Source organism: Streptomyces sp. TG1A-8 (genome assembly GCF_030499535.1).
Taxonomy (GTDB): Bacteria; Actinomycetota; Actinomycetes; order Streptomycetales; family Streptomycetaceae; genus Streptomyces.
Window position 1 is genome coordinate 6,904,969 of record NZ_JASTLB010000001.1, and the last position, 13,007, is coordinate 6,917,975.

The following is a 13,007-nucleotide window of genomic DNA, read 5'->3' on the forward strand; positions in this document are numbered from 1 at the left end:
CACCACGGTCCCGTCCCGGCTCCGGCCGGAGGACATCGCCTACCTGACCATGCGCTACGGCGCCCGCCCGGCCGGTCCCGAACCCGCACCGCAGGCCCTGCCCAGGGCCCGTGGCGGCACGGCCATCCTTGCCGCCGGCGAACCCGTCGAGGCCGAGCGCAAGGTCCACCGAGACGGGATCGTCTGCCTGGCCGGAGGCCGCCACCAGGTTGGATTCGCCCTCGCCGGACGCACGATCACCCTCCGTCTCGACGGACACCTCATGCACGCCATCGCCGAGAACGTCCTGATGGGAACATGGCCCTGCCCCGTTCCGACCGACCGTCTGGGGCGGGTCGACGGGGCTCGGACGGCGACGTCCCCGCTGCCGCCTCCGCCCCTGCCTGCTGGTGCCGTCCGGGCCCAGCGCAAGGTGCATGCGAGCGGCCGCTTCATGATCAACGGCCAGTTCATCGAGCTCGGCCCGCGCCATGCGGGAAGGATCGTCACCATCGTCATCGAGGACACCCACTACCGGATCCTGCACGGAGAGGACGAACTCGCTGTCAGGCCCCGCAAGAACCTCGGACCGATCACCAGGCTCTAAGTCAAAGGCACGAGAACCCAGAAGAACCGTCAAGGATCTCCTGACGACAAACCGTCAAGGAAGTCCTGAGACCTCACATCGAGACGAGCGGGGACCTGTAGCCCAACGGGGAGTTCCCCGCTTGATGAGAGGGTTGCTGTGGCCGAAGCGTGGCGATTCATCAATCGACCGGTTCGCACCGACGCACGCCGTAATCACCACGCGCTGGTCGCTGCGGCCGGTGAAGTCTTCGCCGCGCAAGGTCCCGAGGCACCCCTCGACGTGGTCGCGCGACGTGCAGGCGTCGGCAACGCGACGCTGTATCGGCCATTTTCCGACGAGACGGGACCTCATCGTCGCGGTGTGTGTCGACGAGGTTGAGACGCTTTGCGTACTCGGCGAAAGCCTCCGGAGGCGTTGCCGCCCGCACGATGCGCTGATCGAAAGAACCAACGGGGAGCGGCGGTACCTGTGGCGGGCCGCCGACGCCGGCGGCAACGTCCTGGACGTCCTCGTGCAGAGCCGCCGGGACGCCGCCGCGGCCGGGCGTTTCCTCCGCCGCCTGAGGAAGAAGACGCATGCGGTCCCGCGAGTGGTCGTCACCGACAAGCTCCGCTCCCACGGCACCGCCCACCGCGAGGTCATGCCCTGTGTGGAGCACCGCTCACCCAAGGGCCTGAACAACCGGGCGGAGAACAGCCACCAGCCCACAAGGCAGCGTGAACGGGCGATGAAGGGCCTGGCGCTCGGCGGGCGCCGCCCAGAGGTTCCTGCCCGCGTTCAGCGGTATCCCGCCCCACTTCCGGCCCCGCCGCCACCTGATGAGCGCGTACGGCTACCGAGCCGAGACGGCCACCCGCTTCGCCACCCGGGGCCAGATCACCAGCACTGCCGGCCGGCCCGCCACGGTCTGAACACAGAACCGGACCGCAAGCCCACCACACCCCCGGCACGCCGACGGACACCGACCTACCCAACAGCGTGACAGCGCCTCGTCGTGGCGTGTGCGGTGGGCTGCTGGCTGTCAACTGCCAGCGGGCTTCACACCGAACATCAGGGTGTGGCGTGGGGCGTCGTATTGGACCGTGTCATTGTGCTCCAGCAGATCTTTCAGCACGTCGGCGTCGTCGGCGTCGACCGTGAGAACTTCTTCCCCGGCGCCTTCGTCCAAGACCAGTTGCAAGGTGAAGGTGCCGTGCTGGCCGGGCTCTCCGGCCACCCAGCTGAACTGGTAATGGTTGACTTGGCGCACTTTGATGGCGGCGTCTGTCAGGGGCTGCTCGACCTGTGTCATGAGGACCGACTCCTTTTCTGTTCCTGTGTTGAGTGCCCGCGCCGTCCCGGCCACCTGAAGTCCGCTGTCCGAGGGCAGCGCCTCGAGGTCGCGGGGCGGGCCGTCCGGTAGCCGCTGGCCTGCCGGACCCCTCTTCAAGTTCGCCGAGCGGCAGTGCACGGGCGACGCAGGCTCGGCTACCTGTCGCGCCGGTCTTCGTCGACGCCTTCGGTGTCGACCTGCTCCTTGCGGACCTGGCCGCGTACCGTCTCCTCGTCCGTCTGTTCCTCAGTCGTCATGCGCACCCGCTCCACCGGCACCGTCTCGGTCCCTGTCACAGGGCGTTCCTCGTGCAGGATGACCTCGTGCTCGGCCTCGCTGATGTCGGGTCCGGACAGGGCGGCATCGCGGTTCTCGTCCGTGATCGGCTCGCGTTCGATGCGGACCTCTTCCCGGCGTACCGGCACGGTCTGCTGCACCTCTTCGGTGACGACGTACTTGCGTAGCCGCGCCCGGCCGACCTCCCGGCGCTCGGTGCCGACGTGCATGCGTTCCTCCGAGCGCGTCATGGCGTCATCGCCGCTGACACCGGTGTCCGCGGAGCGGGGCATATCAGTCGTCTCGCTGGTGTCGGTGTGGGCCCAGCCGCCCTCGCGGGGCTGGTTGGCCTGCTGCCAGGCCGCGTCCCAGTCGATGCCGTAGTGCTCGTACAGGCGGTGTTCCTCGTCTTCGGAGAGGTGGCCACCTGCGTCGACGTCGACGTTGGGTGCGTCCTTGACCGTGTTCTTGGGGTAGGGGACCTCCAGGTGGTCCTCCACGAGGGAGGCGTCGTGGATCGGCACGAAGGACTCGCTGGTGCCGAACAGGCCAGTTTTGACACTGACCCACTCGGGCTGACCGGTGGCGTCGTCGAGGAAGACGTGTTTGGCGTCGCCGATCTTGTTGCCGTCCGTGTCGTAGATCGGGTGGTCGAGCACAGTCGGGATCTGCTCCTGGGTGATCACAGTCTGCTCACTCTCTTCCTGTATGCGGCTCGCTCTATTTCCGGCTCACCATCTCAAAGGGTGTGAAACAGGAAAAAAGCTGTTTAATCGGAGACAACAAGTGCGTTCCGGAGGCAGCTCTCACTCCGGGCTGGACCAGGTGGCGTCCATCTCGCCAGGCTCGTACACGCGTTTGGTGGCAGGTGGTGGGGCTACTCGCACCTGCAAGCCCGCGTCGCAGCGAGGAACAGCGCCGACGGGACCGCGCAGAGCCGACGACAAGGGGTTGGTCGCGATGACCGTCGCGACACAGCAGGGCGGCGGGGGCGGTTCCAGCGGCCTCTACGACGTTTTGGAACTCATTCTCGACCGCGGGCTGGTGATCGACGCATACGTGCGGGTGTCCCTTATCGGCATCGAGATACTCACGATCGACATACGGATCGTGGTGGCCAGCATCGACACCTACCTTCGCTTCGCCGAGGCGTGCAACCGCCTCGACCTGGAAGCGGAGCCGCGCAAGCTGGCCGGGCTTACCGGGCTCACGGGGCAAGCGACTGAGCCCGGCGGGCGCGGCAAGACCAAGGGAGCCCCGTCCGGCGCCGCCGAGACAATCTCCGGCGCCTTCCAGCAGGCACGTGACGATGGCGGCGAACGTCAGGCCGAGCGGCCCGCCGCGCGCGGCAGAGGGGAATGAGGGATGAGCACCTACGTCTACGGGATCACCCGCACCTCCCACCCCTCCCTCCGCGAGAACCCGGACGGGCACTGTCACGTCGGCTGCCCGATGGAATGATCTTCGGATTGATCAACCTGGGAAGGGGTGTCCGTGGGGAGCGCGTCACCGTCGTACCAGGGTCACCGGTAGCCGGTCGAGGCCATCTCCCCCTGTGGGCGGCTGTACCACCGCTTCCCGCTGTCGGAGCAATTGTCAAAAGTTGTGGATCAGTAGCTGTTCACACGGTCTCGTGGTTCAGATGGATGAGCCCTTCGATGGAGGCCAGGCGGGCCTGCAGGGCGGGTTCCGCAACCGGCGTGGTGGTGAGCAGCAGCACTTGGGCCGCCGAGTGTCGCGGAGCGTAGCGGTCGTCCTCACCGTCGTCGCCGGGGATCGGGTTGGGCTGGATCTCGATCCGCCTGTTGGGGCTGCCGGCGAGGTGGTGGATGCCCCGGTAAGCGCTGTCGCGCTCGGTGAGGACCAGCCCCAGGCGGTCGCTGACGAGCCGGACCAGCTCGCCGACGGTGTGGGTGCTGGTGCCGTAGGTGTGGTGGTCGGTCATGGTGCACCAAACCCCATGCCGCAGCGATGGCGGGACGCTCGACCAGTTGGCCGCGTTCGAAGCGGGCCCCGGCACGGACGAGTGCGACGAGATGTGGGGCGTTCACGGCCCGCCACCGCTGCTGGGCGGACTCGACCAGCTTGAAGACCATGGCCAGGGCCGCGGTCACCGGTCCTGCTCGGTGACCTATCGATCAATCACACGGGAAGGTACGTCCTCCCCGAACTGATCCACCGGTCCTGAGCATTGCTCTCGCCGGCCGGCTTCGAGATCTGCGCCGGCACCGCCCACGCCACAGCCGTCATCGACCTGCTCGCCGACCGCGCACCCGACCTGCTGCGTGTCCTGCGCGAGGCCGACCCCGACTACGTCCTGCTGGACGGCACCCTCGCGGAATGCGACCGGGCCGGCGACAGCCGGGCCGACTACTCCCACAGACATCGCCGCCACGGGATGAACGTGCAGGTGGTGACCGGCCCTACGGGAGGGCTTCGGTACCACCGTGCAGCAGGCGGGCCGGTCCACCGCCGACGGCAAGGGCATGTGGCGGGACTCGGTCCTCGAGGACCTGGTCCGGTACGACGACGGCTTCCGCACGGGCCTGATCGGTACCCCCGAGCAGAGTGCCGAGTGCATCGTCGCCCACCGCAGGCTCGGCGTCGACCTCCCTCTCCTCGGTTTCCCGCACCACTGCACGAGGAGGTCGCGTACTTTGGCAAGCGCGTCCTGCCGCTCGTACCCGAACTGCAAGCACGGCCTCCCGGCGCGCCCCGCTCCGTCCCCGCGCATGCCTGACTCCGCATTCCTCTCCCCGCGTCACACTCCACACCGCTCCATACAGCGAAAGAGGTCACCCGCATGAGCATCACCCCGCCCACCGCCTGGCAGACCCGCCCCGCCCCAACGACCGCCCAGGACTGGATCGCACGCGCCGCCGAGGTAGCGGCGGTCCTCGCCACCGACGCCGTCGCACGCGACCGCGCCGGCGCCACCCCGTACGCCGAGGTGCAGCTCCTCAAAAACTCCAGCCTGGTCACCCTGCTCGGCCCGACCGAACACGGCGGCGGGGGCCAGGACTGGTCCACCGCCTACCGCGTCGTCCGCGAGGTCGCCAAGGCCGACGGCTCCATCGGCCAACTGCTCGGCTACCACTACCTGTGGAACTGGGCCGCCCGTCTGGTCGGCACCCGCGAGCAGTGGGAGCACGTCGAGGCCGAGGCCGCGCGCAACCGCTGGTTCTTCGGCGGGGCCGTCAACCCGCGCGACAACGACGTCGTCGTCACCGAGGACGGCGACGACCTGGTCTTCACCGGCCGCAAGACCTTCTCCACCGGCAGCAAGGTTTCCGACGTCACCGTCCTCGAAGGTGTGCTGGACGGCACCGACCAGCACGTCTTCGCGATCGTGCCGTCCGACAGCGAGGGCCTGACCTTCCACGACGACTGGGACAACATCGGCCAGCGGCTCACAGAGAGCGGGAGTGTCACCATCGACGGTGTCCGCACCCCGTGGTCCTCGGCGGCGGGCTACGTCGACAAGCAGTTCAAGCCGCGCACCTACAACACCCTCAACGTGCCCACCATCCAGCTCGTCTTCGTCAACTTATACCTCGGCATCGCCGGAGGCGCGCTGGAGACGGCGGCCACCTACACACGGAGCAAGACCCGGCCCTGGCTGCACGGCGGTTACAAGCGCGCGGTCGACGAGCCGTACGTCATCGATACCTACGGTGACCTCACCGCGAAGCTCTGGGCGGCCGAGGCGCTCGCCGACGCCGTCGCCGCCGAGGGACAGAAGCTGCACGACGACCCCGATGCGGTCACCGAGCAGGACCGCGGCGTCTTCGAGGTGCGTGTGGCGGCCGTCAAGGCCCGCGCCACCGACGTCGCCCTGGACACCACCAGCCGCATCTTCGAGGTGGCCGGCGCCCGTTCCACCACCACCGCCGAGGGCCTGGACCGCTTCTGGCGCAACGTCCGCACCCACACCCTGCACGACCCCGTGGCCTACAAGCGCCGCGAGGTCGGCCGCTGGGTCCTCGAAGGTGCACTGCCCGAACCCACCTGGTACTCCTGAGGGCACTGTCACGTTGATCGACCGGGGGATGATCTTCGGGTTGTGACCACGGTGGGAGGGGGGATCGTCGGTGGGCAGTGCGTCGGCGTCGTACAGGGGGCACCGGTACCCGGCCGGGGTGATCTCCCCCTGTGTGCGGCCGTACTTCCGGTTCCCGCTCAGTTTCCGTGAGGTGGAGGAGCTTGATGCTCCTGCGCGGTGTGACCGTCTGCTGTGAGACGGTCCGGCGGTGGTGCGCCACGTTCGGCCAGGCCTGCGCGAACGGACTGTGCCGCCGGCCCCGGTCCGGCGGCACATGGCATCTGGACGAGGTCTTCATCAAGATCAACGGCGCGCTGAAGTACCTGTGGCGGGCTGCCGACCAGGATGGCAACGTGCTGGACGTCCTCGCGGTGGGCCGGCGGGACAAGGCCGCGGCCCGGCGTTTCCTCCGCCACCTGATGGATGAGGACCCGCGTGGCGCCGCCGGTGGTGGTCACGGACAAGCCGTGCTCCTGCGGTGCCGCCCACCGCGAGGTCACGCCCTCGCGGTGGGCACCGCTCCCACAAGGGATTGGACAACCGGGCCGAGGACAGTCATCAGCCCACGCGCAGTGCGGACACGCGATGAAGGGCTTGCGCAGCGTGGGTGCCGCGCAGCGGTTCCCGTCCGCGTTCAGCGGCATCCCGCCCCACTTCCGGCCCCGCCGCCACCTGATGAGGGCCTCCGGCCACCGAGCCGGGACGACCGTCCGCTTCGCCATCTGGGAGCAGATCACCAGCACTGCCGGCTCGCCCACCACGGCCTGAAGACCCACCCGGCCCCAGGGCCCACCACGCCCCGACGCGCCGCCAGGCAGTCACGCATCCAACGACGTGACAGTGCCCTCCGCCTCGATCCGGTGCTGGGCACCACCCGCGCAGGCCTGGACGCACTCCGTCGCCACATGACCGGCAGCGTCGAAACCACCCTCAACGCCCTCGCCGAATGGCTCGCCGAAGAACGCTGGGACCGCGAAGCTGTGCGGGACCAGTGATCTGTGACGTTCCGCAATGGGTGACTCGACGCTCAGCCCTGGACGCCAGTACCCGACAGGATGCCTTCGACCACGTCGCGGAGGTGTGAGCGGGCGGTGATGCCCAGCTTGGGGAACACCCGGTAGAGGTGCGAACCGACCGTGCGCGGTGAGAGGAACAGCTTTTCCCCGATCTCACGATTCGTCAGGCCGCGGGCCGCCAGCTGGACGATCTGCTGCTGCTGGGGGCTGAGTTCGGCGAAGGCGCTGGGCACGACGTCGCCGGCCTTGATGCCGGCGGCGCGCAGTTCCGCCTGTGCCCGCTCGGCCCACGGCCGCGCGCCCAGCCGCTGGAAGGTCTCCAGGGCGGCACTCAGCAGCGGACGGGCCTCGGCGATACGGCGCTGCCGCCGCAGCCATTCCCCGTAGTCAAGCTGTGTCTGCGCCCGTTCGAACGGCCACTGCTCACCTGCGGGCTCCTCGAGCGCCGCCCGGAAGAACGGCTCCGCGTGCTCGGGATCCGCCAGCAGGGCGCGGCCCCGGTCGATCAGTGTGCTCACGCGTGCCGACATGCCTGTGCCGAGGCGCCGCGCCGATCGTTCCAGCAGCTTTGCGGCGTGCTCCTGCTGCCCTCGGCGGACGGCTGCCGCCGCCAGCTCGGCCAGGACGGTGTAGGAGACGTGGTAATGGACCGGGTCACCGTCGTCGGTGAACGCGGAGCGGAACCGGGTGTACGCGGTGTCATGGTCGCCCTCGGCCACGGCCGCCATCCCCAGGGCCCGACGGGCGAAGACCGCGACGGAGCGGCTCTCCAGCGGATCGACGAGAGCCAGGGCTCGCCCGGCGAGCCGACGCGCGGTGGCCGGGTCGCCGAGCAGGCCGACCACGGTGGCGTCGAGTGCCTGAGCACACGCCTCGGCGTGGTCGAGTCCGGCCGACGACGCCATGGCCGAGATGTCGGCCGCCACCGAGCGGGCCTCGGCCCATCGTCCCTGCTCCAGGCGGGTCCAGCCGACCGCGCATCCCAGTCCGTCCGGGAGCGATCCACGGGCCTGCCACTGGTCGAATGCCTCGTCGAAGGTCCTGGCGGCGAGGGTGGTCCGGTCAAGCAGCCAGGCGACGATGGCCAGCGCGGTCAGGCGACTGGCGTCGCCCTTGGCCGCGGCGATGAGCCCGGGCAGCAGCGGCGCGAGGGAGGCTCCTGCGCTGCTGGGGTCGGAGACGGCACGTACCCAGGCGTGCAGGGCCGCTCCGGCGGCACCGCCGGGCATGCGGGAGAGCAGGCTCTGGATCTGTCGCTGTTGGGACTCCTCTCCCGAGTAGTAACGGACCACCGCCGCCGCGGCCAGCGCGTCGAGTACGAGGGGCGACCGGGCGTCCGCCGCCTCGTCGGCGACACGCATGAGCAGGGCGAAGGCTGCTGTGTGATGGGGGCCCAGGGACATGAGCTGTCCGGTGGCCAGCGTGGCTTTGCCCAGCAGCGCCTGGTCGTCGGTGCACTCGCGGACTGCGGCGGCCAGGTGTTCCACCCAGCCGAGTTGACCGGTGAAGACGGCGGTGGCAGCGGCTTCGGTCAGAAGGCGTGCCCGGTCCTCGCGGCGCGGGCTGAGCTCCGCGGCGCGCTCCTGGGCCGCGGCAGCGGCCGCGAAGCCACCGCGGCGCCGGGCCCGGTCGGCCGTCTGCTGCAGGGCGGCCGACACGTCCTGGTCGGGGCGTACGGTCGCGGCGGCGAGGTGCCAGGCGCGGCGGTCGGGCTCCTCGCGCAGCAACTCCGCGAGAGCGAGGTGGGCCCGGCGGCGTTCCTCGAACGACGCGGCATGGTAGACGGCGGAGCGGACGAGCGGGTGCCGGAAGGAGATCCCGGATCCGTCCTGGCGTACGAGACCGGCCCGGTCCGCGGGGACCCATGCCTTGTCGTCCGCTTCGGGAAGTCCCACGGCCGCCGCCTGAGCGTCCGCCGCGTCGGCGGCCGCGAGCAGCAGCAGGATGCGGCGGGTCGGTTCCGGCAGGTCCGCCGCGTGCCCCGCGAAGATCCGCTCCAGTCGGTCGGTGACCGGCAGCGGGCCCTCCACGCCGCTGCCCTCGGGGCGCCGGATGGCGGTGGCCTGGGCGAGTTCCACCAGGGCCAGCGGGTTGCCGGCCGCCTCCTCGAGGATTCGCACCCGGGTCCGGCCGGTGGGCGGCGCAGGCTGCAGGTCCAGCAGCCGGTTGGCCGCCTCAGCCTCCAGCGGGCCGAGTTCGAGGCGCTCGTATCCCTTGTCGAATCCAGGCAGTGCGGCCGCGGTGCGGACTCCGACCAACAGTGTGACAGGCTCGCAATCCATGCGTCGCGCCACGAAGGAGAGAACGTCCAGTGATCCGCGGTCGATCCACTGGGCGTCGTCGACCACGACCAGCAGCGGGGCGGTTTCCGCCAGGGCCGACAACAAGGTCAGAACCGCCAGACCGACGAGCATCGCGTCGGGAGTCTCCGCCCACTCCTCGAGCCCCAGGACGGCGCGGAGTGCGGAGCGCTGCCGCGACGGCAGGCCCTCCGCTTCACCGAGTACCGGGCGCAGCATCTGATGAAGACCGGCGAATCCGAGGTGCGCCTCGGATTCGCTCCCCACCGCCCGCAGCACTCGGCCACCCGCACCCCGTGCTCCATCGGCCGCGAGGTCGAGCAGCGTGCTCTTTCCGGCACCGGGGTCACCCGTGACGACCAAGACGTCGCTGTGGGACCGGTCAGCGCCCACACGCTGGATGATTTCTGCGGTCTCGGTTTCTCGGCCCACCACCGCCAGACCGGAATTCCGCATCGAGGACTGGTCCCCACGGGCCCTTCCATCGTTTTCCACGGATGCTCCAAGGAATCGAGATGCTCCCAGACACTAGCCTCGACCTTTCGTGACGGTCTGCCGGTGGAGTTGGCGGACCGTTTCGCGCTCTGTGTCTGATGGTGGGCGGGTTGGGGGCCGGCTGGTCGCGTCGGGTGTGCGTCGGGTTCCACGGCTCCGGTGGGCTGGTGCTGCTCGCAGGGACGGGAAGATGCTGCTCAGCCGGGGTCCGGGAGGGCGTGGAGCCGGTCCAGGGCATCGGCGATCACGTCGGCCCAGGACCAGTGCCTGGCGAGGCGGAGGCGGTGGTGGCCGGTGGTGATGAGCTGGGCGGCGGTAGGGAAGAGCCGAAGCCGCAGGCGGCGGGGCTCCCGGAGTCGGGCTGGGCCGGTCAGGGCGAGCAGGGGCATCCAGGCGAGCAGGTCAAGGGCGATCTGGACGATCTCCAGCCGGATCTGGTTCTGCGCGGTGTCGTGGAGGGGGAGGTCACGCAGGCCGGTGGCGCGGGCGGCGCGGATGCGGTCCTCGGCCCGGGCCCGCCGCCGGTGGCGCAGTTCGAGGGCGGCGAGTGCCTCACCGGCCGTGTTGGTGGCGCAGCATGTCAAGTGCATGCCGTCGGCGTCGGTGAAGCGCAACTGGGCGCCGGGGTGCGGCCGTTCCCTGCGCATGATCAGCCGCAGGCTCTTCGGCCAGTCGGCCAGTCGGCCAGCCGGTCGCCGGCGAGTTCGGCGATCCAGGCGCCGTGGCGGATGTCGCCGTCGGGTTCGACGGCCGGCGTCCAGGCCGAGGCCGGGACCTTCAGGACGGCCTGGTGGAGGGCGTCGGTGATGGTCATCCCGACCGAGTACGACAGCCACCGTCCGCGCTGGGCGAGCCAGGCGACGAAGTCGTGGGTGCCGCCGCCGGAGTCGGTGCGGATCAGCGCCTGACGGCCGCGCCGCAACCGCTTCGGCAGCTGGGTCAGGGCCAGTTTCGTGGCCTCGATGTGGTCCGCGGCGGTGTTGGAGCCAGCGTTGCCGGGCCGCCACAGGCCCACGACCGGCTCTCCGGACCCGCCGCGGCCGTGGCCGACGAATCCCATCAGCGGGTGGTGCCCGAACGTCTTCTTCCAGGTCGCGGCTGCGTCCTGCTTTTCGCAGCGCGCCACGACGAGGACCCCGTCGATGTCCACGATCACCTGCCCGCCCGCGTCCGGCGCCGCGGCACCGGCCTGCGAGACCACCGCCCGGCCGCCGCCCTCGACACGGACACGCGGGTAGGACCCGATACGCTTCCCCACCTGGAAAGTGCCTCCGGCGGTGGCGGGAACAAGGACCTCAGCAATCCTCATTCTCACTGCTCAGAGGCACTTTCTGCTTTCCTGACCACCAGGCGGACAGTCCGCCTGGTGAAAGTACGAAGCCAGGCGTCGACCTCGCGCTGGGCGAGCACGATGCCGTCGCCGCGCAGCGCGGAGATCAGGTGGACACGGCGGCCATCGGTGCGGATGGCGCCGCGCAGGGATTTGCCGTCCACCGCGACCGCCGCCCGCACCGGGCAGGACGGCGGGTGTTCGTCCTGCCCAGCGGCGCGGGAAGCGTCCGCGCGGGCGGTGAGCCAGCCGCCGATCGCCGCGTCGAGCGCGTCGCCGTCGATGCGCCGCAGTACCCGGCGCACGGTCGCCTCGCCGGGTGCACGATACGACCGGTCCGGATCGTGGGGCGCGGCCCCGCAGTGAAGAAGGAGCCGGTCGGGGGCATCGGCAGCCCACTCGGCGATCGCGGTCAGGGACTTCGTTCCGGCCAGGACCGAGCAGGCGGCCAGGGCCAGGATGTACGACAGCGAGTGGCGCCGGCCCCGGAGCCGGCGCGGGTCGGGCAGGCGTCGCAGCCGGTCCAGCAGGTCAGGCAGTTGGCAGTTCGTCGGAGCGGGCCGGACCGGAACCAGCGAGTTGGCTCAGTCCGGCGGGGACGGGCGATGCTGACGCAGCAGACACGGTCTTCCGTTGTGGTGATCAGGGAACTCGACACCCCATGATCATCGGGAGCCGTGCCTGCGCGTGTACCTGCCGGCCCACCACGGCCGAGGTGGGGCATCAGGACCATACCGGCTATGTCGGGCCAACCGCGAGAACGGCGAAGCCCTGACTGGACCCGGCAATCGTGACCACGCGACACTTCGACAACGGGGCCCCTTGCTCCTCGCTGGACTCGACATCCGCGAGCTACCAAGAGGCCCTTCTTCCACGCATCCGCACCGGCCGACTCACCCGGGCCAGGCCCCTGTTCGAACCCCACCGGCCACCCGAGCGGATAGAGAACAGCCAGTCAGAATTTGGCATCTCGCCATCATCGAGCTTCAACCAACCCGAAGGTCAACATCGACGTGGGGCGCCACCAACGCCATGGCCAACAACAACTAGGAAGACCGGGCGTCGGCGGTGCCAGCGCCGGTACTGGTGAGGCCCATCTGCCGCAAGCCCGCATTGTAGGTGCTGTAGGCGGTGCCGTGGGCCTCGGAGTCGCTCACCAGGAGTAAGGCGAGTTCTTCCCAGGAGGCGCCGTGGTGGCGGTGGGCGACGGTCAGGTGTCGCACGCGTCGGGTTAACTCGTTGGCGAGGGCGGCGGTGTGGCGGAGCAGCTTGGCTCGCTGGGCCTTGGGCAGGGTCGCCAGGTCGTAGTAGTCCTGCAGGCCGAGGACGGTCAGGGCGGCTTCCAGGTGTCCGCTCTCGACGGCCTGGGCGATGTAGCTCTGGGGGTCGTCGGTCCGGGTCCAGGTGAGCGTGGTGACTTTGGGAGTGCGATTGACGGAAACGGTCATGGGTCCTCCTGAGATCTGCTGTGCGTTTTCCGCACGCCCTTACTGAGCGCTTTCCGCACATCTGCAGTCAACCCGCTTTGGAGAAGTTTTATGCGTTCATGTTCGTGAGGCTATGACGTCATTACGTCTGTGTTGCAATGTGCGCGGCGTCGCGGTGCGACCGAAAAGATTGAAACCAGGAGAGGTAAAGAGCGCTCCATTATGCTGACTACACAGAGAG

The 13,007-nt window shown here is 69.6% G+C and carries 10 protein-coding genes and 6 pseudogenes; 8 read left to right on the forward strand and 8 right to left on the reverse strand.

Annotation, left to right across the window (positions count from 1 at the left end; all coding sequences use genetic code 11):
• The first annotated feature begins 49 nt into the window (after window positions 1-49).
• The 3 genes and pseudogenes from QQY24_RS30725 to QQY24_RS30735 form a co-directional block, all read left to right on the forward strand.
• On the forward strand, window positions 50-586 hold the full coding sequence (locus QQY24_RS30725) for a hypothetical protein (protein WP_301975938.1): 537 nt from the start codon (window positions 50-52) through the stop codon (window positions 584-586).
• Window positions 587-724: 138 nt separating this feature from the next.
• Window positions 725-946, forward strand: coding sequence for a TetR family transcriptional regulator (locus QQY24_RS30730; RefSeq protein ID WP_301975939.1), 222 nt, complete (start codon window positions 725-727; stop codon window positions 944-946).
• Between the two features lie 73 nt (window positions 947-1,019).
• Window positions 1,020-1,479, forward strand: a pseudogene (locus tag QQY24_RS30735) (transposase); the annotation flags it as partial.
• Between the two features lie 110 nt (window positions 1,480-1,589).
• Here the strand turns inward: QQY24_RS30735 and QQY24_RS30740 are convergent.
• Window positions 1,590-1,859 (reverse strand): hypothetical protein, encoded by a 270-nt coding sequence (locus QQY24_RS30740; RefSeq protein WP_301975940.1) that lies wholly within the window; start codon window positions 1,857-1,859, stop codon window positions 1,590-1,592.
• A gap of 176 nt (window positions 1,860-2,035) precedes the next feature.
• Complete coding sequence (locus QQY24_RS30745; RefSeq protein WP_301975941.1) at window positions 2,036-2,842, reverse strand: PRC and DUF2382 domain-containing protein; 807 nt, start codon at window positions 2,840-2,842, stop codon at window positions 2,036-2,038.
• A gap of 274 nt (window positions 2,843-3,116) precedes the next feature.
• Between QQY24_RS30745 and QQY24_RS30750 the strand changes: the two genes are divergently transcribed.
• Window positions 3,117-3,518 carry a gas vesicle structural protein GvpA gene (locus tag QQY24_RS30750; RefSeq protein WP_301975942.1) on the forward strand — a complete coding sequence of 134 codons (402 nt, stop codon included), beginning with the start codon at window positions 3,117-3,119 and terminating at the stop codon, window positions 3,516-3,518.
• Window positions 3,519-3,777: 259 nt separating this feature from the next.
• Here QQY24_RS30750 and QQY24_RS30755 read toward each other — a convergent pair whose 3' ends face one another.
• Complete coding sequence (locus QQY24_RS30755; protein WP_301975943.1) at window positions 3,778-4,101, reverse strand: hypothetical protein; 324 nt, start codon at window positions 4,099-4,101, stop codon at window positions 3,778-3,780.
• A 31-nt stretch (window positions 4,102-4,132) separates the two neighbouring features.
• Window positions 4,133-4,264 (reverse strand): annotated as a pseudogene (locus QQY24_RS30760) (IS256 family transposase); the annotation flags it as partial.
• Window positions 4,265-4,362: 98 nt separating this feature from the next.
• Between QQY24_RS30760 and QQY24_RS30765 the strand changes: the two are divergent.
• From QQY24_RS30765 to QQY24_RS30780, 4 genes and pseudogenes are all read left to right on the forward strand, one after another.
• Window positions 4,363-4,587: pseudogene (locus QQY24_RS30765) on the forward strand (IS5/IS1182 family transposase); the annotation flags it as partial.
• Window positions 4,586-4,896, forward strand: a pseudogene (locus QQY24_RS30770) (dimethyl sulfone monooxygenase SfnG); the annotation flags it as partial. The pseudogenes QQY24_RS30765 and QQY24_RS30770, both read left to right, overlap by 2 nt.
• Window positions 4,897-4,959: 63 nt before the next feature.
• Entirely contained in the window at window positions 4,960-6,177 is a 1,218-nt protein-coding gene (locus QQY24_RS30775; RefSeq protein WP_301975944.1) for an acyl-CoA dehydrogenase family protein, read from the forward strand.
• 70 nt (window positions 6,178-6,247) lie between these two features.
• Window positions 6,248-6,966 (forward strand): annotated as a pseudogene (locus tag QQY24_RS30780) (IS6 family transposase).
• Between the two features lie 259 nt (window positions 6,967-7,225).
• Here the strand turns inward: QQY24_RS30780 and QQY24_RS30785 are convergent.
• The 4 genes and pseudogenes from QQY24_RS30785 to QQY24_RS30800 all read right to left on the reverse strand — a co-directional run bounded on the left by QQY24_RS30785 (window position 7,226) and on the right by QQY24_RS30800 (window position 12,787).
• Window positions 7,226-9,970, reverse strand: a complete 2,745-nt coding sequence (locus QQY24_RS30785) for a LuxR family transcriptional regulator (protein WP_301975945.1) — start codon at window positions 9,968-9,970, stop codon at window positions 7,226-7,228.
• A 236-nt stretch (window positions 9,971-10,206) separates the two neighbouring features.
• Window positions 10,207-11,216 (reverse strand): annotated as a pseudogene (locus QQY24_RS30790) (IS1380 family transposase); the annotation flags it as partial.
• 104 nt (window positions 11,217-11,320) lie between these two features.
• The gene (locus QQY24_RS30795) at window positions 11,321-11,914 is read right to left on the reverse strand and encodes a transposase family protein (protein ID WP_367658059.1); all 594 of its coding nucleotides are present in this window, start codon (window positions 11,912-11,914) and stop codon (window positions 11,321-11,323) included.
• A gap of 471 nt (window positions 11,915-12,385) precedes the next feature.
• Window positions 12,386-12,787: a hypothetical protein gene (locus tag QQY24_RS30800; RefSeq protein WP_301975947.1), complete on the reverse strand. Its 402-nt coding sequence runs from the start codon at window positions 12,785-12,787 to the stop codon at window positions 12,386-12,388.
• Window positions 12,788-13,007 lie beyond the last annotated feature (220 nt).